The organism is Novosphingobium sp. (assembly GCF_027486195.1).
GTDB lineage: Bacteria > Pseudomonadota > Alphaproteobacteria > Sphingomonadales > Sphingomonadaceae > Novosphingobium.
In genome coordinates this window covers 23,737-48,560 of record NZ_JAIXPP010000041.1, presented here as the reverse complement: position 1 = coordinate 48,560, position 24,824 = coordinate 23,737, and the positions used below count along the sequence as shown (strand labels likewise).

The following is a 24,824-nucleotide window of genomic DNA, read 5'->3' as shown; positions in this document are numbered from 1 at the left end:
TCAACTTCACCCGGCCCATTCCCAACTTTCGTCATTCCCGCGAAGGCGGGAATCCAGGGCCTCCCACGCCGCGCCTGCCGCTCTGGATTCCCGCCTTCGCGGGAATGACGAAGGGTAGTTGGCCCCCTTCCCTTTCCCCCAGCCATCTGCATACTCCCCCGGCGAGCCCGTCAGAGGCCGAGCCTGAGAGAGAGCCATGCCTGAAGAGATCATCGAACCCGACCTGCCGATCATCGACCCGCACCATCACCTGTGGGATCTGCGCCCGCTGGTCGCCTCGTTCCCGACTCCGCTGCATCCCTTTGTCGAAACGCTGGCTCCGGCGGCTTACTACAATTTCGACACGCTCCATGCCGACACGCACAGCGGGCACAACATCGTCGGAACGGTGTTTATGGAATGCGGCGCGTTCTACCGGAGCGGGGCCGATCCGGCGATGAAGCCGGTGGGCGAGGTCGAATTCGTCAATGGCGTCGCCGCACAGGGCGCCAGCGGACTTTATGGCAGCTACCGCCCCTGCGCCGCGATCATCGGCCATGCCGACATGACGCTGGGCGACGGCGCTGTGCCGGTGCTCGAAGCGCTGGTCGCTGCGGGTAACGGCCGCTTCAAGGGCATACGCCATGCCGCAGCCTGGGATGCCGATCCCGAAGTGCTCGGGCCTCCGTTCCATGCGCCTGCCGGTCTCTACAACAGCGACGCCTTCCGCGCCGGATTCAAGCACCTTGGCAAGATGGGCCTCACCTTCGATGCATGGCTGCTCGAACCGCAGCTGCCCGATGTCATCAGCCTCGCCCGCGCCTTCCCCGATCAGCCGATCGTGCTCGATCACTGCGGCACCCCGCTCGGCACCGCGAGCTACAAGGGCAAGCTCCACGAACGCTTCGACGTCTGGCGCGAGAGCATCCGCGAACTGGCGAAGTGCCCCAATGTCTCGGTTAAACTGGGCGGCCTTGCCATGGCCTTCTGCGGCATGCCCGAGCAAGGCCCGGCTGCCGGCACGGCTTCCGAAACCCTCGCCGCGATGTGGCGCCCCTATATCGAGACCTGCATCGATGCCTTCGGGCCGGAACGCGGGATGTTCGAAAGCAACTACCCCGTCGACCGCTGGGGCGCGACCTACCCGGTGCTCTGGAACACTTTCAAGCGCCTCGCCCATGGCGCTTCGGCGGAAGAGAAGCACGCGCTCTTCGCCGGCAACGCGGCGCGGACTTACGGCATCGAGCACCTGCTGGCCGCCTAGCCATAAAGGGAGCGGCGCTGGCGTTTGACAGCGCCGCTTCTCCTGCTAAACCTCGGTTTAACCGCCCGCTTAAATCGGAGCTTCACGGATGCCGCTTCCCCCGCTGTTCAAGAACCTGCGCCTCCCCGTCATCGGTTCGCCCCTGTTTATCATTTCCGGCCCCGAACTCGTCATCGCGCAGTGCAAGGCAGGCATCATCGGCAGCTTCCCGAGCCTGAATGCGCGCCCGATCAGCCAGCTCGACGAATGGCTGCATGAAATCACCGAGACGCTGGCCGCGCACAACCGCGATCATCCGGAAAGCCCGGCCGCACCCTTCGCGGTCAACCAGATCGTCCACAAGACCAACAACCGCCTCGATGAGGACATGGCACTCTGCGAAAAGTGGCAGGTGCCCATGCTGATCACCTCGCTGGGCGCGCGGGAAGATATCAACCAGGCCGCGCACCGCTGGGGCGGCATCGTGCTGCATGACGTGATCAACGACCGCTTCGCCCGCAAGGCCATCGAAAAGGGCGCGGACGGGCTTATCCCCGTCGCCGCAGGGGCTGGCGGCCATGCCGGCGCGCTTTCGCCGTTCGCGCTGATGCAGGAAATCCGCACCTGGTTCGATGGCCTGATCGCGCTTTCGGGCGCCATCGCCCACGGCCGCTCGATCCTCGCCGCGCAGGCGCTGGGCGCCGATTTCGCCTATATCGGCTCGGCCTGGATCGCCACGACGGAAGCCCGCGCGGCGGAAGGCTACAAGCAGGAAATCGTCAGCAGCCGCGCGCAGGACATCGTCTATTCGAACCTCTTCACCGGCGTTCACGGCAACTACCTGCGCGGCTCGATCGTCAAGGCCGGGCTCGATCCCGATAACTTGCCCGTAAGCGATCCTTCGGCGATGAACTTCGGCTCGGGCGGCAACACCGAAGCCAAGGCGTGGAAGGACATCTGGGGTTCGGGCCAGGGCATCGGCGCGGTCGACAAGGTCGAGACCGTGGCCGAGCGTGTCGCCACGCTCACCGCGCAGTACCGCGAGGCCGCCGCCGGCCTCAGCGCCGACAGCGCGCCCTTCCTCTAAAGCCTGCTCTCCGTCGCTTCCCACAGCATTTCGGCCATGCGGTCGAGATGGCTGTAGTCCAGAGCGGGATCGTGCTTGTTGAGCACGATTTCCTCGCCTTTGGGCGGGCTCAATAAGCGGCGGCGCAGCGCGCGTTGCAGCAGGTCGAGCCGCATCAGCGCCTCCATGCTCGCCAGTTCGATGTCATACTGGCGCGTGCGGCTCCAGCCGAGTTCGATCTGGCCGACCCGTTCGGTAACCATTTCCGAATAGGTTCCGTGCGGCCCGCGGTGTAACGGCAGGCCGATCCGCTGCGCGCCGCTTTCGGTCGCGGGCAGCAGCAGCCCGTTGGCGCGAAAGTCGTGAAAGCCGATGCGATCGGGTGTGAGTGCACCGATCATGCGGTTGAACGCGCGGCGATTGAGGAGGGCGCGGGGCAGCAGGTGATGGCGCTGCAGACCGGGTGAATAGCCGGATTTGCCCGGTACATTCACCGAGCGGAAGGGGATTCTTCCCCTGGCTTTTTGTCCAGCAGGAACCATGCGCCCATGTTTGCGCAGGTACATTAATGCCGCGCTCGTAAGCGTGCTTTAATTGCTGCCAGCAAGCTTCCTTTACCTAACGCGGCGCCACGTTAAGCCTGCTGCCCCCGTCCGGCTCGATCCACACCGCCCCCACGCCGGCGAGAACGACTTCGCGCGCGGCATCAACGCGCCCATGCGTGACGAGCCAATCGGTGAGGCGCACCGCGATGCGGCTGTCCTCGCGGTTCGGCCCGCCTGCCCGCGCATGGAGGGTAAATTCCTGGCCGGTGAGAAAGCCCAACCCTTCGCTTTCGATCCCGCTCTGATTGCGCACCAATGCAGTCAGCGCGAGAGCGGGGAACGGACCGCCGGCCAGCCAGACGCCGACCGCTTCGGCAAACCATGCCGGCGACATCACGATCCGGGCAGGCCGCCAGACGATCGCCTGCAGGCCCTTCAACTGGGTCAAGTGGCGCAGGATGGCTGCCGCGACCCGCAGCACCGGCAGGAGATGCTCGGCACCCGCAAGGTGCGGCCCCACCCGAAACGATGTGGCCTCCAGCGAATCGCAATTGAAATCATTGGACAAAGCGACGCGGTGCACCGCAGCCGGTAGGTCCTGCTTCGGCGCGGGGGCGAGCCCGGCAAGGTCGAAGGTCAACCCGTCCCGCAGCAGTTCCGCCTGCCCTTGTGGTGCCTGCCTGGCATTGAGGATCGAGAACCCGTCGGGCCCGACGGCAAGATCGGCGACAGCATCCGCAGCCGGCCGGTCATCCCGACCGAACAGCAGCGCGGCAAGAGGCTCACGCCCTGCGGCACGCTCGATCACCACCAGATAAGCTCCCTCACTCTGATCAGCAGAGACACCAATGTTATGCAGCCGTCGAGTCCCGTGCAGCCAAAACGGAACGGAATCGGATAAATCCGCTGCGCAAGCCCCCTAGAACAGGCCCATCGCCAACCCGGCTGCAAAAGACTGTCCCAAATCGTAGCATCTTTTCAGCGCCGCCGCAGGCACCGTCTTGGGTGCAAGAATGGCCTCCGGCGTCTGCGCTTCGAGGTTCACGATGAGCCCTTCGGCGATTCGGCGCAGCCGCCAGCCGGTGACGATTCGCTCGATCTGGCGCTCGGCGCCTGATCCATCCGATCCGGCCGAAATTGCCGTCGCAAAGGGGCGGCCCTCTATCTGCCCGAGCATCGGATAATAGCAGCGATCGAAGAATTCCTTCATCGCCCCGCTCATCGTGCCGAGGTTTTCCGGGCACACGAACAGATAGCCCTGCGCGGCGAGAAGCTGCTCCGTGTCAGCCTCCCCGGCGGGAAGCAAATGCGCATCGCCCTCGCCGGCGGCTCCCCGCAGCGCAGCCTCGGCCATGGCGCGGGCGCCGCCGGTGCGGCTGTGCCAGATGATCAGCAGCATGGCCGGTTCAGCAGCCATCCCCGCTGCCGCCAGCACCACTCACCGCGCCGCCCAGCGCGCCGCCGATCAGGCCGCCAAGCCCGCCAAGCCCGCGCTTCTTCGGCTTGGGCTGGCATTGCTGCTGCGATTGCTGGCCCTGATTGCGACCGTTGCCGGCATCGGCCTCGTCCATGCCCGGCATGCCAAGCAGGAACCCGGTCATCGAACGGTGGCGGATATCGGCGGTCCATTCCGGCTTCCACGGTGTCTTGGGATTGGCTGGGCGCGGGGGATAGACGAAGCTTTCCTCAGGCCCATAGGCATAGAGCGTGACCATCTGGAACTGCGGTGCGGCTGCCTTGACCTCGGCAGGGACAGTGCACGTGGTCGTCGCGGGCGCCAGCACGGTCTTGCTGGCCACCAGTTTGGCCACCGTCGCAGGCGAGAGCCAGTCCGAAAGCCCGCCGCCGAACTCGCGCGTCGCGCTCGAAGACCACCACACCATGTCGCTCATCTCGCTGCCTTTATCCATCTTCCCACCGATCAGCGAGGCGTGATAGCCGGTCGCATCGGGCAGCGCGTTCCAGCGCAGCAAGGTCGCCCCGCTGGGCTGCGGAGCGCTCGAAGTCCTGAGCGCGCCCATGAAGTCCTTGGTCAGGGTGAAATTCATCTCGGGCGAGTAATTGCCCGCAATCTTGTGCGCGCCAATCAGCGAACTGTCGGTCCGGACCGACGTCTTGCCCTCATCGTTGGGCCACGAGCCATAAGTCTTGCTGCTCGAATAGGAGACGCGGCGCTCCATCGGCACATTGCTCGTCCACAGGCCCGGCGGCATCTGCCCTGCGGCGATCTTCGCGAAGTCGATCACCACCGGCTGACCGGCGGGCGCATGCTCGCCGCAGCCCCAGAAGATCAGCATGCGCCCCTTTGGCCGTTTGAAGTCGCGCTTCTCGACCGGTTCCTCGGGGCCGACCGGTCCCTTCACTGGTGTCTTGAGCGGCACTGAAAGCCCGAGCCTGGCACCGGCGGGCATGAAGTGGTCGGCCTTGGGCGGACCGCCGGCGGGAACCCGGCTCGAACCCAGATCGAGCCACAGTTCGTGCTGCGGTGCGTTGCGATTGCCGCCGCCGAAGGCCATGCTCATCGCCGCGCCCATCCCTCCGCCACGCATGCCCGCCATGCCGCCCATCAGGCCGGAGGTGGTGCCGGCGCGCATTTCATAGCGGGCGATCGGTGCGGACGTCTGCGCCACGCCGATGCCGACGAGCACGACACTCGCGCTCCCTGCGGCAACGATAAGACGGATGCTGCTCTTGGTCATCGGCTCAAACCCCTTTTGCAAGAGCGGTGCCTGTGCCCCCCTCTGCCTGTTCGTATGGCGCGACCGGATTACCCTTTTGCTTGATGCGACCATATCCGCAGGCCTTCTGTCAATCGCGCTGCGGTGATGCGATGATCTGGCGCACAGATATGCAGCGGAATGTGGGCAGCATCTGCCCCGCCCTTCCCCGCGCCGCCGCGATCGGTTAGCGCCTTCAGCATGATCCCGGTCACCGCCATCACCCATTCGCTGTCCGGCCTCGCCTGGCGCTGGCGCGGCGGCAATATGGACCTTGCCGGCGGCGCTCTCGGCCAGCTCGATGGCCTTGTTGATCAGTTGCTCCTGGCGCGCGGCGTGGAACGCCACGATCTGGAGCGCCACCGCCGCCCCACCTTGCGCGATTTCCTGCCCGACCCTTCGATCTTCAACGACATGGATGCAGCTGCCGTGCGCCTCGCCGATGCGATCGCCAGAGGTGAGGCGATCGCGGTCTATGGCGACTATGACGTCGATGGCGCGACCAGCGCCGCGCTGCTGATCCGCTTCCTCGCCAGCCTTGGCGTTCAAGCGCGGCCCCATATCCCGGACCGCCTGCTCGAAGGCTATGGCCCTTCGGCCGAGGGCCTCGTCAAACTGGCGCGCGAGGGTGCGCAGCTCATCGTCACGGTCGATTGCGGCGCGATGGCGTATGAAGCCCTTTCGGCCGCGCGCGCGGAAGGTGTCGATGTCATCATCGTCGATCACCACAAGTGCAATCCGGAGCTTCCGCCCGCCGCCGCGCTGGTCAATCCCAACCGGCTCGACGAGAGCGACGAGGCCGCCAGCCATGGCCACATGGCCGCAGTCGGCGTTGCGTTCCTCCTTGCGGTCGCAACGCTGCGAACCTTGCGCGCGCGCGGCCTGGTCGGCGCTTCGGCGGCGCCCGATCTCATGGGCCTGCTCGATCTCGTCGCGCTCGGCACGGTGGCCGATGTGGCGCAGATCCGGGGCGTGAACCGCGCATTCGTGGCGCAGGGCCTCAAGATCATGGCGCGCCGCGCCAATGTCGGCCTCGCCGCGCTGATCGACGCCAGCCGCCTGACCCGCGCGCCCACTTGCAGCGATCTCGGTTTCGCGCTCGGTCCGCGCATCAATGCGGCGGGGCGCATCGGCGATTCGAGCCTCGGCGTGCGGCTGCTGACCACTTCGGATGCGGAGGAAGCCCGCACCATTGCGGCGCGCCTATCCGAACTCAACGACGAGCGCCGGGCCATCGAGCAGGTCGTGCAGGAAGCCGCCGAAGCGCAGGTTCTGGCGCAACACAACCGCAGCGTGGTCGTGGTGCACGGCGCGGGCTGGCATCCGGGGGTGATCGGCATCGTGGCCGGCCGCATCAAGGAAAAGACCGGCCGGCCCACGCTGGTCATCGCCGAGGATGGCGATTCTGAAGGCAACGGCAAAGGCTCGGGCCGCTCGATCCCCGGCGTCGATCTGGGCGCGGCGATCATTGCCGCGCGGGCGGCGGGGCTGCTGATCGCGGGCGGCGGCCATGCCATGGCCTGCGGGCTGACCGTTGCCGCGGGCGGCACCGAGCGCCTTGCCGACTGGCTCGACGAGCGCCTCACCCGTGATGTCGCGGCAGCGCGGCAGAGCCAGTCGCTGCTGCTCGATCTCAGCCTCGCGCCCGGCGGTCTCACTCCCGATCTCGTCGAGCGGCTCGAGGCTGCCGGCCCGTTCGGCATGGGTTGGCCCGGCCCCCGCGTGGCCGTGGGGCCGGTGCGCCTGATCAAGTGCGACATTGTCGGCGCGGATCATGTGCGGATGATCGCAGGCGGGCAGGACGGCCGCTCGTTCAAGGCCATGGCTTTCCGCGCGGGTGAGAGCGAGATGGGCCAGGTCCTCCTCCACGGCGCGCGCGGGCGCCAGTTCTGGCTTGCCGGCCGTGCCAAGATCGATGACTGGGGCAGCCGCCCTGCCGCCGAACTCCATGTCGAGGACGCGGCCTTTGCCGACTGAGACCTTCCCCTTGGGACAGGCGTTTGCGTCTCCACAGGGAGGGGGTTGACCAATCCGATACACCGTCCTAGACGCGCGGGCCTGCCACGCGGCCTCAGCGAGTGGCCCCTTCGTCTAGCGGTTAGGACGCGGCCCTTTCACGGCTGAAACACGGGTTCGATTCCCGTAGGGGTCACCAACTGAATGCCAGGCGCCCAACTCCTGCCAATGGGCGCGGGCAAGAAGAATACGACCGGGGCGGGACCGCCGACCCGGTTCACGGCGAGGCCCCTTCGTCTAGCGGTTAGGACGCGGCCCTCTCACGGCTGAAACACGGGTTCGATTCCCGTAGGGGTCACCAGCCAGTTCAGGCAAACAGTGGTCCACGCGCGTCGCGTGGCCGCCCCCGCATTGGTCCAACCCGTATCGGCTGCCCGATGCATCTTCCGGCCAGTCCAGAGCTGCTTGGCTGCCCCCCAGACTGGTCCGAATGCCCTCTACGGCTTGCACTTGGGATCGGTTGAACCTGGTTCGCAAGGCGCGGCATTCCCCGCAAAGCCGACCACGTCGACCGAGATGATCGAGCGCCGATTCGACGTGTCGCTGCCACTGTTCGAACCGCTGCTTTGCGACGTCACCGCTGAAGCAGCCGAGGACGGAGCCACGGGCGCCGGAGTCGCCGCCAGGCTCGGAACACCCGAGATCGAGCCACCGGCGCTGAACCCATCGGAGTTGGCGACTCGCGCTGCCGCCACAAGCACGTTGCCAGTGGCGCGCACGCCCGCATCACCCGCGTCGACTTCGCCAGCCGGTGCGAGCAGGATGATCGACGAGGTCGGATCTGTCGGACGGCGCTGGAAGGCACCGATACCCGCACCCGATACGCTCCCTGCGCTATCGACCTGGCTGTAGCCGTCGAGATTGAAGCGCACGGTGACCGGCGGGAAGTTCGAGGCGCTGCGCGGACCTTGCCCCGCGTTGAGGTCTCCGTTCGACGACCACATGGTGATGTTACCGCCTGCCTGCGTGAACACACGGCTCTGGTTGACGAGGAAGTTGCCGTCCGTGAGGGAGCTCACGGAACCGCCGTTCAGCGTGAGCACGCCTTCGAAGCCGATCGGGATCGCGCTGATGCGATTGGTGTTCTGATTGGTCAGCTGCCCATAGGCGAGGCTGGCGGACTGATCGACCCCGAAGCGTGTCACGCGCGACGCTGCCTGCTCCGACGTGCGCACCACCGAACCGGCGATGAAGTTGCCGCCCGGGCCGATGATCGCCAGATCGCCGCCATTCAGGGTCTGCAGCGTGGCAAGCCGCAAGTCCGCATTGCCGGTCGACTTGAGCTCGGCCTTCTGGGGCTGGCCGTCCACCAGGTTGCGCGTCGGAATGCCTTGCGGGCTGTCGGCCGATACCGTTGCCGCATCCGTGGTGTAGACGGCAAGGTTGTCGGTGTAGCCCTTGCTGACCGGGAACAGTGTCTGGATCGCGCGGTAGCCGCGATAGTACTGCAGATACGAAGGACCGTCCGGAAGCGCCGGCTGCTGCAGTTCGTTGAACAGGACTTCCGTGCGCAGGAACTGGTTCTGCAGCAACGGATCAAGCTTCGTGAACGCGCTGTAGAGCTTGTCGGCCTGCGGATAGGCGGCATTGGCGAGCGCCTGCTGTCCCGCTGTCGTATCGGGAAAGTCTGCCGTCCCGAAAATGGCGGCAAAGCCGGTCGGATCGTTGCTCCTGAGCCACTTTGCCAGGATCGGCGCGTAGATCGGCTTCGTCCGGTCCGGGCGGCGAATGCCGAGGCTGTCGGCGTTCTGCACGAACAGTGCCTTGTCGAGATTGTCGGCATTGGCCGGATTGAGATAGGTCTCCCGCATAGCGGAATAGTCGATGCCGCCGGCAACGCCGAACAGCACCGCCAGATTGGCGCCGCCTTCGCCGATCCAGGGATTGAAGAAATTGCCGACGGTCTGGATGCCGCCCGCATAGCTCACATTGTCAACGACCGCGGAATTGATGAACGGACCAATGTCACGTCCGGCCTGAACCACGAGGTTGCCCATTCCCCCGAGCACGAAGTTGTTGCCCACGATGTAGGGCAGGTTGTCGATCGTCGAGGTGGCCGTGGTGGAGGTGATATCGCGCCCGGCGCTGATCAGCGTGGTATCCTGCGCATTGGCATTCTGGCCGGTGAAGATGAGATTGGTGATATCCCGACCCGCGGTGATTTGCGCCGCCTTGGGGAGGTTGATCAACGACTGACTGATGTCCCGGCCCGCGAAGATCCGGACCGGGTCGGTATCGCCGGCATGGGTCAGCTGCTCGTTGTGATAGAGCCGCAGCAGGTATTCGCTGGTGGTTTGCTGGATGCCGGGGATGCCGAAACCGAGCCCGACCGACGCCGAGACGATGCCGCCGCCGGTGGCGTTGATCGAGGTCAGGCTGAAGCTGGCCGCCGAGAATGCGCCTGCCAGAAGCGATGGATCGCTATCGCTCATCGCGATCACGAGCGAGGAAATGTCGCCCGCACTGAACAGCTGCAAGTTCCCCGTTTTGGACGGGTAGAGCATCAAGGGCACGCTCGGCGCAACCAGCGTGTCGGTGAGTGCGGCAAGCGTCAGCGTGGGCGGCAACACCGAACCGCCGAAAATGCCAGCGCCGCCAGTGCCGACCTGGAAGGGCACCGTCTGTTCGAAGCGGTTGTTGACATAGCGCAGGCCGCCGGTCGCGATGGCACTGAACGAGGCGGAAGGCGTGAAGAACCCGGCCTCGTTGTAGCGATCAACGCTCTCGTCGCTGCGCGATGCACCCAGCGCGGAGACGCCTGCCATGGCAATCGAGCCTTGCGCGGCGAGGGCCACATTGGCGCCGGCGAGCCGCACGCGCAGAAATTGCGTGGTCTCGCCGGTCGAGGATCGCGGTTCGCGGCCGAAACCGACCACGCTGCCCGACACGTTGATCCGCCCCTGGCCTGAGGCAACATCGATCTGACCGCCGCCGAGATTGCCGCCGATCGTTGCGGAAAGATCCCCGTGGCCAAGCGTCAGCATCACATCACCGATCCCGCCGGTGTTCGTGGTGGTCGTCACCGCCGCGTCGAGCGCCACGGTGAGGTCGTTGACCGATCCCCCGGTGACAAGATTTACATCGCCGCCAGCAAGAGCGCCGATGCCGCTGGTGAAGTACTTGGGTGCGATCGCGATTTCGGTGTCCTGGCCGACCACGCCCGGCCGCCAGCGCTGCGAGGTATCGCCGATCGCCGACTTGCGATAGCTGGTGACGATATTGCCCGGTGCAGTGGCGCCGTTCCCCAGGAACTTTTCCGACCATTCGTCCCGCCGTCCCAGGACTGAACCGCCTGCAAACAGCGAGAGTGATCCGCCTTGGTCGGCCATCACCGCCGCCTGATCGTCGAGCCCCTTGGGTGAAGGCAGGAAGGTGATGTCCTGGTCCGGCGTCTTGATGTAGATGCTATCCGGTGTGATCGCAGCGATGGTCCCGGTATCGACCATCCTTGCCGAAAGTGTCGCGGGCGAAACCCGCACACCCGCTGTGTAGACGGCCGTGCCGCCCACCAGCGAGCCGGCTCCGGCCGACACGGTCCTGCCGTTCTCGTTGCGATAGGTTGCGGTCTCGCCGTTGCGCAGATCGATATTGCCCGATGCCGCAAGCGAGATGGAACCATCGCCGGTGCGGACGAACGAACGGACGAAGGCTGACCGGTCGCCGAAGTTGATCGGCGTGGGCGCCGTCGGCCGGCCAACGGGATAACCGACCGAAGTGCCGCTCTGCTGCTTGGCCAGGAAGTCCGGCGTAATCGACTCCAAGAACGCAAGCATATCGGAAAGCGGTGCCGCGACACCCGTCACGAGCCCGCGCGCGTTGGTCTGGAACCGCGCACGACCCGACTGGAAGAAGGCCTGCGACGCAACGCGGAAATCCTGAGCCTGGCCGCTTTCCAGCGTGCCCCACGTTATCGAGGCATAGGAGTCGTCATCGAGCGCGTCGACGTTGCCGCGGGTATCCTTGGTGCGGAGCAGATCTGCGAACGAGTAGGCCGGAAGCGCCGCATTGCTGAGCCCGGCAACCGACAGCTTGAGGTCGATCGAATTGCCAAGGAATGCGAGCCCCTGTGTCGCAGTCAATTGATAGCTCGTCTCGCCCTCGACCGTCAGGTTCCTGACATTGGCCCGATCGACCTGAAGCGGATTGACCGATGCAGCAGCGCCGGCGACGAGCCGCAAATCGCTGGAACGAATGACGTTGCCATCGGTCAATCTCGGGAAGAGCTGCGCAAAGCCCAGCACATCGCCACCAATGTCGCCGGTCAGGTTGTCCGAGTTGTTGCCGAGTGCAATCGCGGAATTGGCCAAGGGATTATAGGGCGCGAGGACCTTCGAAGCGCCGACCTGATTGCCGGTGAGGAAGCGCGATATGTTGATCGTCAGCGTGTTGGAGGCGCTTGCCGCCACGGTGCCGGAATCGACCGCCGAATAGCTCGTCACATTGCTGCAGTCGAAAGCGGTGCCGCAAGAGGTGAGCAGCCCGAGATTGAACGTCCGGTCGCCGCCGCCAAGCTGGTAGCTCACGTAGCTGGCGTCGGTCTTGTCGGCGAAACTGAAGAAGCCGTCGTTGATCGAACGGGTGATGTTGAGACTGCCGGCAGCCTTGAAATTGACCACGGCCGCCTCGCCGCTGGCCTTGCCGCCGACACGGTAGAGGAACGAGATGTAGTCGGACATAATCCGGCTTTCCGACCCTGGCTTCAGGGCAAAGTACGGCTGCGCATCGGTCGCACGCCGGCCCAGTTCGGGCAGATCGACCAGCAGTCCGGCCGCGCGGGCACCGGCTTCGTCCAGCGTTCCCGCCGCCAGGTTCCACGCCGTCTGCGTATAGATCGAACGGCTCGAGACCAGATCGACACCGGGCCGCAGCCGCATTCCGCCCAGATTGCTGCCGTCGGCAGCGTGGACGGCAAAGTTCTGGATGAAGTAGGGAAGCGACTGGATCCCGGTCAGGTCGTCGACAAACACATCGCTAAAGATGTTCGCCCCGGTCGGCGTGAAATCGAGGAACTGGAAGACGCCATTGCTCGAGGGCGAAACGCCGTCGTACAAGCCCGACAGGGCATCGAGATCATAGCGGCGGTAAGCCTCGATCTGCTGCGCGCCGGCACCAACGATGGTTCCCTTCAGCCGCACATCGATCTCGTCCATTCCGCTGCCGATGATCGGCGCACGCAGCGAGAGCGTGCCGCCTTTGTCAGCCGCCACAAACTGGTAGACGTCCTTGTTGACCAGCGTCAGCGGGTCCTTGACTGTGTTCCTGACGAGGCGGTTGGCCGTCGTGTTCGCAGCGAGCGCGGCCTGCGTACGTCGCGCGCCAAGATCGATCGTGGCGCCCGCATCGATCGCGATTGCGCCGCCGGTATCGCCAATGCCGATGCGCACGTTGCCTGCACTGGCCTGACGCAGATCGGTATCGGCATAACCGCTGGTATGGGTGTCAATCACCGAGCCGGCCTGCAGCCTGACGCCGTCACGGCCCCACAGCGCGACATCGCCGCCGCTGATCCGCGCAGTCGCAAGCTGGCTGGGCGTCAGACCTGCCGCCGAGACACCCGAAGTGTCGATCTTGCCGCCGATAATGATCGAGCCGCCGTCCGCCGTGAGGCTGGCACTGGTTGCCCGGATGGTGCGGCCACTGCCCAGCGACAGATTGCCCGCGCCCGAGCGGACCGAGAGATCGCCCTGGAACTTCAGGCCATTCGTGCTGACAAAACGGTCAAGATCGAACGCCGAAGTTCCTGAATCGAAGGCCAGCGATGCGGTCCGCACGCTCGTCACCTGCGGGTTCAGCACCGCGTCGAAAGCGATTGCCCCCCGGCCGGCCAGAAGATTGAGCCGGCCAGCATTGCCGATGCCGTTGTCGACGGAAAGCGTGCTCGTCGAGGGCAGGATGATATCGCCCGTCAGCGACACGAGATTGATGGTTCCGGCCCCGGCAGAGATCGTCGTGGTGCTTTGTGCATCACCGAAGCTGCGCGAAAAGCCTGGCGTGGCCAGCGAGGCAGCCCCGGCCAGCGTCACCGAGCCGGCGGACTGGATATCGAGCACGCCCGCCGTCGCGGTCAGCGCGGCTCCATCGATCGTGATCGCGGCAACCGGTGCCGAAGTCGAACCGAAGCTGATCCGCGCGCCCGGCGCGCGCAGCCCGGTGGGCGTGCTGCTCACCGTTCCGGCAGAGGTCACCTTCACGGCACCCGTGGTCGCGAACCGGTAATCGGGCGTGACCGGGATGGTGTAGTTGCCCTTCGGCGTGATCCGGTCGCTGGCCACCCCGGTATTGCTGTTCAGATCGATCACCGAAGCGCGGTCGATCAGGAACGGCGTGTTGAGCGTCAGTGCCGCGCCGTTGGCCTGCAACGCGCCACTGCCAGTGATATACGTGCCGTTTGTCGCGGTGAGATTGACGCCGCCATCAAAGTTGTAGGTGTTGAAGTTGCCGGAACCCAGCGTCAGCGTCGCTGCGTTGAGGTTGAATACATTGCCGTTCGTCCCGCAGGCCAGAAGCCCCGTCAGCGCGCAAGCATTGTTGCTTGCAGTCTGGCGGCTGTTGGAAATCCGCGTGTCGGCAGCGTTGATCGTGAGTGTGTCGGTGCCCGCTGTCCGATTGGAGAGCGCGATCCCGGACGCATCGATCGTCAGGCCCTTGAAGGTGTGGGTTGTATTGGCATCAAACAAGATCGGGCCGGAAGAACTCAGGATCAGTTCCGAAGCCTTCGCCAGCTGGCTTTCCAGCGTGGCGCTTATCGTTCCCCCTGCGCCGAAGGCGATGTTGGAGGCGCTGATCCCGATCAGTGGGGTTGTAAGCTGCGCAGCATCGTCGATCGTGAAGCGGAAATTGGTATCAAGCAACAGGCTGTTGCCGGTGAGCGCGACCTTGCCCACATTCAGCAGCGAACTGCGTCCGGCGTTGCTGGCCGCAAACGATCCCAGCCGCGAAACGGCGCGTTGCGGTCCGCCGGACAAGCGCAGAACCGAGCCGATGCCGGTCTGGTCGAACGGATCGCTCGGCGATGGGGAGGCGTTCGACGTAATCAGGTAGTTGCCCGCGCGGTCGTCCGCGAGGGTTCCGGTCGCCGTCAGCGACGCACCGTCGTTGATGTTGAGGGCCGACCCCGCACCCGCCACCGCGAGGATCAGTTCCGGCACCTTGATATCGGCCGCGGAAGTGACGACGATGCGAGTGGCCGTGATGCCGAGCCGGGTCGTCCCGTCGGTGTTCTCGATCCGCTCACCGCCGATCATCAGGCTGTTGGCGTTGAGATTTTCGATCGATTTGTTGGACAGCGACAGCCCGTTTGCCCGGGGCGTGTCCGAATTGCTGATGATGATCGAGCTACCGAGGATATCGACCGTCGAGCCCCGGCCCCCTGCGGCCGGAGCCATCTCGAAGGCACCCGCCACACGCAGCGCCTTGAGCGGATCCAGCACGACCCGCGCCGCATCAAGCGGCAAGCGCGGGACGATGCGTCCGCTGCTGATGGCGTCGTCGCGGATCGTGGTGGTGCCGCCCGTGGTCCGGATCGACGAATAGCGCAGGAAGCTTGCCTGCGATTGCACCGTGAACGAACGCCGCTGCGAGGAGGCCAGGTTTGTCCCGGCGGTCGAATAGACCCCGCCAAGCACAACGCTTCCGTCAAGCAGGGCTTGTACGCTGCCGCTGGCCGGCGCGGCCGCACCGACATTCTCGACAATCCGGTACGCACCCGGCAGCAGGGCATAGTGCGCGGGCATCAGCACATACTGACCCGCCGCAAGGCCGCCGCCGCCATCCAGCGTCACGGCAAGCCCGGCGCTGGTGCCATAAAGCTCGCTCGGGCTGCCGATGCCGTAGTCGGCCGAATAGACCGGATCGTACAGCGCGATCTTGGCCGCAACTTCGCTCGGAACCAGCGCATAGACCTGCCGCTGGTCGGCATACTGGTAGCCCAGCCCGGTCGCTGCGTCGAAATCGTTGCTGCTGAAGACATCGGTGTTGAAACGGCTCAGCACATCGCGCGAGCCACCCGTGCCTGACACGAACTCATAGGCGAAGACATCGCCACCGCCGCTGCCCAGAACTTTCGCGCCTTCCGCGAAATCGATCTCTTCCGCGCTGACCCGCAGATTCCCGCTGGGCAACTGCGTCAGCGGCGCTGCCGAACCCGGCGTGAAGAAGTACTGCGAGAGGTCCGTGGTTGTTCCGTAGGGAATATTGAGTCCTGCACCCGAAACCTGGGTCACGCTGCCGGCGCCAAAGCTGATCGTCCCTACCGGATTCTCAGATGTACCGAAGGCGATCCGGCCCAGCGGAGCAGCCAAATAGCCATTCTGGACGATGTTCTTCGCATTGATCTGCAGGAAAGAGCCTGCCGACAACGGTGCACGGTTATCGATATGGCTGCCGAGGAACGTGATCGTCCCGTTGCCGAGAGCAGAGATCTGGAAGGGCAAGGGTGCCCGCGTGTCGCTCGCACCCGCGGCAATCTCAAGGGTGCGCTGCAAGTTGCCGGTTCCGGTCGTCGCGTAGACCCGCGCCGCGTCGAACGTCAGGTTGCCGGCGGCGGTCAGGCTTCCGTTCAGGACGGGGGCCGACGTCAAGTCCGTCCGGTCGTCCACCCCGATAAGCCGCACATCCGCACGGCTGAGCAGATTGGTGTTGCCGATCGAACTGTCGAACAGAGTTGCTCCGAAAAAGTCCATCCCCTGCGCACCGGCCGAGAAGGTGACTGTCGCATCCCCGGTCGCGGCTGCAGAATTGCGCAACGCGCCGGAACGGCTGGCAAAGGCGATGTAGGGAGCCTCGATCGTCGCGTTCGTCCCTTGCGTCGCGGAGATCGTGACAGAGGCATTCGGACCGATCGGCGTCCCGTCGAGCGAAACGGGAGAACGGACCAGCAGGCCCTTGTCCAGCTTGAGGTTGAACACCCCGTCCAGCGTCAAGCCACCGTAGGCGATGAGGCTGTCGAAGCCGGCCTTCGTGATGCCGTCCGCAAACGCCACGTTGTCCGCGCCGGAACCGTCGTCTGCCGCTCGCAGCGTGGGCAGCAGCCATTCCAGCGTACCCCCTGTCGCTGCAGCGGCACCGCCTTGCGCCTTGATCGTCGCGCCGGAAAGCGTTCCCCCTGACCTCAGCGCAACGGTTCCCGCATCACTCCATTGCTGGCTGGGCGCGTACTGACCGTCCTGCACCGGAACATCGAAAGTGGCGCTGGCACCACTGATGTCGAGCAGCGCACCGGGCCGCGCCACGAACCGGCGCGCCACTGTCTGGGCGAGCAGCGGCGGCGGCGATGACGATGTGCTCGTCGGATCAGGATAGCTGACAAAGCCATAGGACGGATTGGGAAACAGGGCCCGGCTCGCGTCGCTTTGCGGACGGAACGCGGCTGCAGTCGTGATGCTGCCGCCGCCGATCATCCGGCCGAAGAGGTAGCGCGTGCCATCGGCCCGCAGCGGGGCTGCGGGATCGAACAGCGCGGTTCCGGCGAGGTTGGTCGTGCTTCCTTCCGCCAGCACGATGCCGTCGTTGGCCCCTACACGGCCGAGGAAATAAAAGAACTGCTCGCCCCCCACCGTAGTGAACAACTGATTGTTGGTCTTGACCGAGCCATCGGCATTGAGGAACCCGCCGGTGTTGAGGCCGCTTTCAGCGTAGCGTCCCGACGCATCCTGCGCCCCGAACACGACCGCGAAATCGCGTGTGTCGCCCACAACATCGAACAGCCCCGTGCCGCTCTGATCAAGCGCCAGCGGCAAGGTCGCGATCTGCTGGATCTTGCCCCCCGGCAGATCGATCACCCCGGCATTGTAGAGCTTTGGCGCCACGATCGACGCTTCCGGCGCGCCGATGATCTTGCCGCCAGCCTCGACATCAAGCTCGGTCATGCCGCGCAGGACCAGGTTTGCCGGTTTGCGATACCAGACATCGCTGGGCACGCCGGGGGTCAGAATGGTCCCCAGATCACCGCCGCTGGCGAGGCCGAGCAAGCGCGATTGGGCCGCTGCATCAAGGATGGCAGGCAGCGTGACTTGTGTCAGATCAAGCGTCTCGCCCGACCCGACCGTAAAACGCGTGGTTTCGAAGAAGCTCGACAGCCGGGCGCTGCCGTTGTCGAACAGATCGCGCACCGTGCGTGCACGGTAGCTGGTCATGTCGAGCGTACCGAAGCCGGTCCGCTGCAGGAAATCGAGCGGCACGACCGTGGCGTTGCCCTCGCCTGCGCTGGCGCTCGCCCCGGCAAAGGCGATATTGGGCGAAACGAGCTTGAACGTGCCGCCGCCGGAGAAACCGAAACCCCGGATGCTGTCGGCCGCGAAACTCACTTCGGCATTCTGGCTCGTCGGCACCAACGAGGGGAGCACGCCGATCGTCGTCGACTGCGCCGTCTTCGGCGTGAACGCGACTGTCTGGCCGCGCACCTGGCTACCGACCAGATCGGCATTGTTCTGCACGGCCGCGACCGCAGCGTAGGTCGTCTCGTTGATCAGGCTGACATTGCCGCCGCTCGCCGAAAGATCGAACTGGCGCGCACTGGACACAAAGGCGCCGGCAGAGACATCGAGCAGTGCGCCGGACTTGATCCGGATGCTGCCGCTGAGATCGGCCGCGCGCGAAGCGGTGAAGATGTCGCCATCCAGCGGCACGAACACCTTGGGCGCGACCGTCAGGCTGATCGAGCCGCCGTTGATCCAGCCAGCGCCCTGCGGGCTGGCAACCCCGCGGTAGTCGTTCACCCACTTGCCTGCGACCGAGAGCGTGCCGCTTACCGTAACGTCGAACCGGCCACCTGGCAGGGTATCGCCGCTGGCATAACTGATCGCGATATCGTCATCGTCGCGGAACGGGTTGCCTGTGGTGGAAAGACCCGGCGCGCTGATGTCGCTCAGCTGGTACGTTCGCGCCGCGATCGTCCCGCCGGCAATGCGAACGCTGCCGCCAAACCGGATCGCCCGTCCGGCATCGACTTCGAGTATGCCGCCGTCAGCCAGCGTCAGCGCGGAATTGCCCGTGATCGCAAGCGCCGAGCTGTCCGTCAGCAGCCGGTCGGAAGCTGATGCGAACGTCACCGAACCGCTTGTCTGCAGCATCAGGCCAGAAAGACCCGCCTGCGAGAGCATCCGGTCATCGAGCAGCAACTCTGCCTGGTTCGCCGGCCCCGTCTTCGTGCCGCGATAGACCACGATGTCCTGGCCAAGGCCTGTCCCGGACGAGCCACTGAACGAGCCGATCCGCAGCAACCCGCCCGAAGGCAGCTGGTTCTTGGAATATTGCAGCTTTCGCGGATCGCCGGTGATCGATGACTTGGCTGTCGGTTCGATCGCCCCGGCCAGCTGCCGCGATCCGGCAAAGGCATCCCCATGCACTGTGCCTTCAAAGGCGATCAGGGATCCCCCGATCTGCAGCGCGCCGGCATCGCGACCTTCGTCGTAGGCGTCCTCGAAGCGTTGGTCCTGCAGGGAGCCGGAGCTGAAGGTTTGCGAAATGCCAAGCCGGGTCTGCGCCGCAGTGAACCCGTCGACGATGTCAACAAACACGTCGTTCGGATCGGCCTGATCGATGCTGACGACCCGGCCATCCTTGGTCAGCAGCTGCGTGGTCTGCACGAACCCGGCGGAGTAGGTGGTCCAGCCACCCGAAACATCGAACAGCGCCCCCTTGGCGATCGACACCTTGGCCAAGGCATCGATCTGCGTGGCGGTCAGATTGATCGTGCTGATGGCGGTGCCGACATCGATGCTGATGCTGCCGCCCTTGGTCATCAGTTCGGCGGCAGTGACGGCAATCTGGCTGACGGCGCTGCCCGCTTCGAGCAGCGGCGAGCCGACCCAGGCCACCCCGTCCGATCGCACCCCGGAGGCGCGGGCATCGACATAGAGCGTCGCGCCGTTGAGCGTGAAGCCGCCATCGGTGCGCACCGAGCGGTAAGTTGGCGTATCGCGCAGTTCGTTCTGCTTGGCGGGACTGATCTTGACGCTGTTGTCCGAAACCTTGCGTGCCACCCCCTTCATGCCGCTGACATCAATGATCGCGCCGTCGGCGATCGACACCGATGCGGTGATGCCGGGGTTCGGCACGAAGACGCCTTGCGAAAGATCGTGACCGATCACGACTTTCGCGCTGGGCGCGAAGATAAAGGCGTTCTGCTCCATCGCGAACTGCGTCGGCAGCAGGGCAGTATCGCCGCTGCCGTCGGTGCTGAGATAGGAGTTGACCGTGTTACCGATCACGATCTGCGAGTTCTTGAACGCTGGCGGGCTGCTGGCGCTGCCCTGCGGAATTGTTTCGCCGTTGTCGTCCGGCAGGATCGATATCCCGCTGGCCTTGCCGGGATCGACATTGCCGGCAAGGATGACGGACCCGCCCGTCAGCGCGATCTTGCCGTTGCGCGAAACACTGGTCGTGGCGCTCAGCAAGCCATCGTTGGTGACCTGACCATAGATCGACGTTCCCATCGAGATATAGCCCCGGCGGGAAACGATCAGGCCGGAATTGGTCACCACGCCCTGATCCGGGGTCGGCGCCTGCGGCTGCAGCGGCACGTTGGGGATCTGGCTCGAAAGGATCAGGCCGCGCACGTTCTCGTCGGCGCTACCGGTTGCACCGGTGGAGGTGGTCGCGCCGATGAAGCGCCCGCCCTGCAGGCTGACCTGACCTTCGCTGGCCGTCAGCGTCCCGGCGTTGTGCACTGTCGGGCCGGCGAGGATGATGTAGCCGCCGCTGTCCGAGGTGATCGATGCGCCCTGGTGGACGAGGACGTCCCCTTCGAGGCCGCCCGCCACGGGCAGCGGCTGATTGACATCATACTGGCTGCCGGCAGGAAGCAGCGAGGACAGCAGCTGTCCCTTGAGCCCGGGCGCACCCTGAACCAGCAGGCCATTCTGCAGATAGGCGGTAATCCGGTCCTTGACTGTCGTCGGATTGAAGAACGAAGTGGCGCCGACAGTCGTGACCGACGAGGCAAAGTTGCCAAGCTCAAGGCTGCTGGCGACCAGCGAATGCAGGTTGATCTGCGCGGTCGGGCCGAACATGACCCCCGCGCGATTGAGCACCAGCACGGTGCCATCGGCCTTGATCGCGCCCAGGATCGTGCTCGGCGCGACCGGATTGGCCACCCGGTTGACAACGCTCCAGCTCTTCTGGGCGACACCGCCCTGCTTCTGATTGAACACCAGCTCGGTGTTCGCCCCGACATCGAAGTTCTGCCAGGTAAGCAGCGCGCGCTGCTGCGTCTGATCGATCCGGACCGTAACCTTGCCATTGCTGCCCGTGCTCTGGACCGGTGCCAGCGCACCTTCCCAGGTATTCTGACCGGTAAGGTCATTCACCGCTGCAACGGACAGCGGCGCGCTGTTACCCTTTACGGTGGAGGCATCGACACCGGCCGCGACATAGATCGTCGCATTGCGGACCGCCTGGATCGGATTGAGCCCGGCATTGGCAACGCCATCAACCGGCTTTGTCTTGATCGCGGCCAGAGCGGCGGACTTCGCCGATGTCACATACGTAGCCAGCGCCTGCGCGCGCGATTGCAGGCGCACCTGCCGCGCCAGCGCATCCTGCATGGTCTGCGAGCGTTGCGGCGTACCCTGACCAGCCGACACCGCAACCGGCGGAACAACAGTCCCGGCCGCCGCGCGCATCGCGGCAAGCTGCGCGTATGCCGGGTTGGCCGAGAGCCCGAGCATGATCGCGGCTAGGCTTGTCCCACCGAGCAGCCCACCTACGCCTGATCGCCGAAATGCCATGGTTAGTTCGCCTTTTCCGGCTCGCCGGTTATCGCCGTTCCGCCCGGCAAGGTGCGCAGCGGGACATCGACCTTGTTGTCGTAGACAGCATCAGACAGGGCCTGCAGCTCGAACTCGAAACGCCGCCGACCGAGCTGGAGTGGATCGCGCCGATGCAACTGGGCATAGCGACTGGCATAGGCGTCGATGAGCTGCCGCCCGATCGAGACAAGCCGGCCATTGCGCAGGCGGCACTGCTCGAGCGCACCCGCCCGCCCCGTCGCATCCGCCAGTTCGCGTTGCAACGTCGCGATCACCTGCTGCGAGGCAAGCAGGCGCTGCTGCAACGCATCGATGTCGGCAGCTGTCGGGGCTGCTGGCTGGCCCGACTGCACCGACGCGGCAGTCTGCGCAGGCGGAGGTGGCGGCGGAACGACCGGCTGCGCCATGGCTACAGGGGCGCCCAACAACACCGCGAGCAGGACAGGCAGGGCGCGCATCAGAACTCCACGTTCAGATCGAGTTGCAGGACATCGATGGCCAGCGGTTCGCCGCTAATCTGGTTGGCGCTCAGCCAACGCCCTCCGAAGGTGACATTCTTGTAGAGACCCACCGTGGCGCCGATGACGTAGCCCTTGGTATTGGTCCCGCCGAGCCGCCAGTAATCGTTGGTGAAGGCATCGACCACGGCGTCGGTCTCAAGATAGCGATAGCCCACATAGGCCCGCCACTGGCCCGGGCGGTTGGGATGCGCCCAGCCTGCGCCGATTTGCAGGTCGAACCCCTGATTCCCGCCGACATAGGGCGTGCGATTGGCCTCGACCGGATCGCAGATGTTGCCGTTGCCACCCGAACCGCCATTGTTGACCGGCTGACCGGCGATCCCGTAGCGGCACGCGTTGCTGCGTTTGAAGCCGAGGTTGCGCATGTATTCGCCGCTGAACGTGACGTCGGTGTTCTCGCCCATCGGCACCTTCACCGAAAGCATGGCGTCGAGAATGTGATAGGGCTGGACCAGACCGAGCAGCTGCGGCTGCGGCTGCACGGCGGTCGCCGGCAGGGTCGGATCGAACACGATGCGCCGGATGAACGAGAGCGTATTGCCCTTCTGCACGAAGCCCGCTGCCGTGCCATCGGTCGAACATTCGGTCACGCCGAGATAGAGCGCGCAAGGCGCCGAAGGGCGGCCTTGCATGTTGACGTAGTGGTGATAGCCGACCGCCGACCTGACGAGAATGTCGCCGCCAAGGTGGAAGTCGGTTTCGGCCTGGGCGGAGAACAGCCAGCGCTGCGGCACGCCCGTCTTGACGTTCGAGGTATTCGGGAAGTTCAGCGCGCCGAAATCGAGCGGGAACGCTCCCAGCACGAGCTTGCTGTCGAACGCGCCGCCCATATCGGGCAAGCGGAATGCGCCAGCAAACCCGTCGAAGCTCAGGTCGTTGTCGAAGAGCGCCTCGGTAGTCCAGAACGGATTGCCCATGCGTCCGGCGGTGATTGTCGCCCATTCGGTGGGCTTGGCCTCGATAAAGGCCTTGTGGATCATGAAATTGCGATCGGTGAAGTTGCCCGCCAGGTTGACGTTCGAGCCGACCGGCGAAACGTCGTTGCCGCCGCCGAGCATGAACCCGACCTTGACCTTCGAACCGATCTTGAAATCGACCCCGACCCGCAAGCGGTAGCGCAGCAGGTTGTACTGGTTCTGCCGCGTGTTGAGCAGCGGGATCGGATCGTTGATCAGATCGAGCGGAACCTGGCCCTGATTGCGGTCGCCCGAGACAATCTGCTGGAAATTCGGCACGAAGTCCGAATTGTCCTTGCTGTAGAAGTGCGACTGCGAGCGGATGCGCATATCGCCATAGACATTGAGGTTGTTCACCCATTCCGGGGCGGCCTTGCCCGGCGAAGCCCAGCCTTGCGCCTTGGCCTGCTTCAGCACTTCGTCCCTGAGCTCGTCGCGGATCTGATCGCGCACCACTTGCGGAATATAGGGCACACGGATGGTGCCCTGCGCCGGTGGGGGAAGATTGCCCGCTGCATACTGCCCGGCGGCCACCGCTGCGGGGTTGCCGGTTGCGCTCTGGGCTGCTGCTGCTGCCGGCGGCTGCGCCGCCGCAAGCCGCGCCTCGGCGGCTTCGCGTTCCGCTTCCTCGATCAGCTTGTCGCCGTTCTCTCGCGTGATCGTGCCCTGTGCGACAAGCAGCCGGACGAGATTGATCATCGCGTTGCTCGACGGCGCAGGCTTTGCCGCCGGCGGTGCGTCAAGCGCCGATCCGGCCTGCTGGTCGGCATACGCAGGCGTCGCTGCCAGTGCCGCGCAGATCGACGCTGCGAGCAGCGGTGCCGATGCAAAAGAAGACCTCAACCGTCTCATCAAACTTCCCCTGGAATGCGTACAGGCGCTGCTCACAGCGAGCGCCTTCCTCGAACCGTGATCCGCTGCGGAAACCGGACCGCACTGGGCGGCGGATCGAGATTGGAAATGGCAAGCAGGATGGCCTTGAGCGAGGCATCCCGGTCCTCGCGCCCGCTTGTCTTGAGCACGCTCACCGAAGTGACCCGGCCCGAAGGCGAAATGGTGATCGCAAAATCGGCGCTGAAAACCAGCCGGTTGACGCGGTCGTCGCGCTGCACCTTCTCCTGCAGGACGGCGCTCAGATAGCGGCGGTAGAACACTTCGCTCATGCCCGTACTGCCGCCGCAGTTGGGCCCGACGCAGGCACCGGTGGAGCCGCCGCCGCCGATGCCGCCGCCATTGCCCGATTGCAGGCCAAAAGCATCACCGCCGGCCTGCGCCGGGCCATTGATAGAAACCGCGGCCGGTGCGGGCGCCTTGGGCGGCTCGACGCTTGGCACCGGTGCCGCCCTTTCCTGCGGCTCGGGCGGCTTGGGCTGCGGTGGCGGCGGCGGCGGGGGCGGAGGCGGGGGTGGCAGCATCGAGATGACGGCCGGTGGCGGCGCTTCGACCTTTACGCCTTTGGTGGCGGTCAGCGACTGATAGGCAAACCACAGCAGGGCAATGACCATCACCGCGCCGACTGCGATCAGCAGTCCGCGGCGCGCCCCCTGCTCTTCAGGATCCGGAAAGGATGGTTGTCTGGCCACGGCGCAGTCTGCTCTGGGTCCGGTCCGGCGATCAGGAGGCGGTCGGCTTGCCGGTGACCAGGCCGACCTTGTTCAGGTCGAGCTGGCGGCACAGATCCAGCACTTCAGTGATCTTGCCATATTGCGCGGTCTGATCGCCCTTCAGCACGATCGGCACGTCGGGGTTCGACGCCTTGGCATTGCGCAGGCGTGTTTCCAGATCGGCGAGCGTGACCGGGAACGCGTCCATGAAGATCTGGCCCTGATTGTTCACCGTTATGGCGATGGTCTTGGGTTGGACCAGGCTCTTGGCCGAACTTGCCTTGGGCAGATCGACCTTGATGCCCTGCACCGAAGCCGTCGCCATCAGGATGAAGATCACCAGGAGGACGTAAGCGAGGTCCAGCATCGGGGTGATATTGATGTCGTCATAGGCCTTGCGGCCGCCACCTACCTGCATCGGACGGTTTC

13 protein-coding genes and 2 tRNA genes are annotated in these 24,824 nt (G+C 65.2%); 6 read left to right on the top strand and 9 right to left on the bottom strand.

Annotation, left to right across the window (positions count from 1 at the left end; genetic code table 11):
• The first annotated feature begins 196 nt into the window (after positions 1-196).
• The gene (locus tag Q0071_RS08205) at positions 197-1,243 is read left to right on the top strand and encodes an amidohydrolase family protein (RefSeq protein ID WP_298167249.1); all 1,047 of its coding nucleotides are present in this window, start codon (positions 197-199) and stop codon (positions 1,241-1,243) included.
• 88 nt (positions 1,244-1,331) lie between these two features.
• Positions 1,332-2,309 (top strand): nitronate monooxygenase family protein, encoded by a 978-nt coding sequence (locus Q0071_RS08200; protein ID WP_298167245.1) that lies wholly within the window; start codon positions 1,332-1,334, stop codon positions 2,307-2,309.
• Here Q0071_RS08200 and Q0071_RS08195 read toward each other — a convergent pair.
• The 4 genes from Q0071_RS08195 to Q0071_RS08180 all read right to left on the bottom strand — a co-directional run bounded on the left by Q0071_RS08195 (position 2,306) and on the right by Q0071_RS08180 (position 5,532).
• Entirely contained in the window at positions 2,306-2,782 is a 477-nt protein-coding gene (locus Q0071_RS08195; RefSeq protein ID WP_298167242.1) for an AHH domain-containing protein, read from the bottom strand. The genes Q0071_RS08200 and Q0071_RS08195 overlap by 4 nt on opposite strands.
• 124 nt (positions 2,783-2,906) lie before the next feature.
• Entirely contained in the window at positions 2,907-3,644 is a 738-nt protein-coding gene (locus tag Q0071_RS08190) for a hypothetical protein (RefSeq protein WP_298167239.1), read from the bottom strand.
• Positions 3,645-3,752: 108 nt separating this feature from the next.
• Positions 3,753-4,250 carry an NAD(P)H-dependent oxidoreductase gene (locus Q0071_RS08185; RefSeq protein WP_298167237.1) on the bottom strand — a complete coding sequence of 166 codons (498 nt, stop codon included), beginning with the start codon at positions 4,248-4,250 and terminating at the stop codon, positions 3,753-3,755.
• Positions 4,240-5,532, bottom strand: a complete 1,293-nt coding sequence (locus tag Q0071_RS08180; RefSeq protein WP_298167234.1) for a hypothetical protein — start codon at positions 5,530-5,532, stop codon at positions 4,240-4,242. Before Q0071_RS08180 ends, Q0071_RS08185 begins: the two co-directional genes overlap by 11 nt.
• A gap of 219 nt (positions 5,533-5,751) precedes the next feature.
• On the opposite strand from Q0071_RS08180, the gene recJ reads away from it, so the two are divergent.
• The 3 genes from recJ to Q0071_RS08165 all read left to right on the top strand — a co-directional run bounded on the left by recJ (position 5,752) and on the right by Q0071_RS08165 (position 7,867).
• Positions 5,752-7,527 (top strand): single-stranded-DNA-specific exonuclease RecJ, encoded by a 1,776-nt coding sequence (recJ, locus tag Q0071_RS08175; RefSeq protein WP_298167231.1) that lies wholly within the window; start codon positions 5,752-5,754, stop codon positions 7,525-7,527.
• Between the two features lie 103 nt (positions 7,528-7,630).
• A tRNA-Glu gene (locus Q0071_RS08170) sits at positions 7,631-7,705 on the top strand.
• 87 nt (positions 7,706-7,792) lie between these two features.
• Positions 7,793-7,867, top strand: a tRNA-Glu gene (locus Q0071_RS08165).
• A gap of 136 nt (positions 7,868-8,003) precedes the next feature.
• On the opposite strand, the gene Q0071_RS08160 is transcribed toward Q0071_RS08165, so the two are convergent.
• The 3 genes from Q0071_RS08160 to Q0071_RS08150 are packed head-to-tail and all read right to left on the bottom strand — an operon-like array spanning position 8,004 to position 23,490.
• Positions 8,004-21,293 (bottom strand): filamentous haemagglutinin family protein, encoded by a 13,290-nt coding sequence (locus Q0071_RS08160; RefSeq protein ID WP_298167229.1) that lies wholly within the window; start codon positions 21,291-21,293, stop codon positions 8,004-8,006.
• 2 nt (positions 21,294-21,295) lie between these two features.
• Positions 21,296-21,772 (bottom strand): hypothetical protein, encoded by a 477-nt coding sequence (locus Q0071_RS08155; protein ID WP_298167226.1) that lies wholly within the window; start codon positions 21,770-21,772, stop codon positions 21,296-21,298.
• The gene (locus tag Q0071_RS08150; RefSeq protein WP_298167223.1) at positions 21,772-23,490 is read right to left on the bottom strand and encodes a putative porin; all 1,719 of its coding nucleotides are present in this window, start codon (positions 23,488-23,490) and stop codon (positions 21,772-21,774) included. Before Q0071_RS08150 ends, Q0071_RS08155 begins: the two co-directional genes overlap by 1 nt.
• Between Q0071_RS08150 and Q0071_RS08145 the strand changes: the two genes are divergently transcribed.
• Positions 23,483-23,704: a hypothetical protein gene (locus Q0071_RS08145; protein WP_298167221.1), complete on the top strand. Its 222-nt coding sequence runs from the start codon at positions 23,483-23,485 to the stop codon at positions 23,702-23,704. The two genes, Q0071_RS08150 and Q0071_RS08145, sit on opposite strands and share 8 nt — an antisense overlap.
• On the opposite strand, the gene Q0071_RS08140 is transcribed toward Q0071_RS08145, so the two are convergent.
• Both Q0071_RS08140 and Q0071_RS08135 read right to left on the bottom strand, forming a co-directional pair.
• Positions 23,676-24,374 (bottom strand): TonB C-terminal domain-containing protein, encoded by a 699-nt coding sequence (locus Q0071_RS08140; protein ID WP_298167219.1) that lies wholly within the window; start codon positions 24,372-24,374, stop codon positions 23,676-23,678. The two genes, Q0071_RS08145 and Q0071_RS08140, sit on opposite strands and share 29 nt — an antisense overlap.
• A gap of 31 nt (positions 24,375-24,405) precedes the next feature.
• On the bottom strand, positions 24,406-24,813 hold the full coding sequence (locus Q0071_RS08135; RefSeq protein WP_298167217.1) for a biopolymer transporter ExbD: 408 nt from the start codon (positions 24,811-24,813) through the stop codon (positions 24,406-24,408).
• Positions 24,814-24,824: the final 11 nt, after the last annotated feature.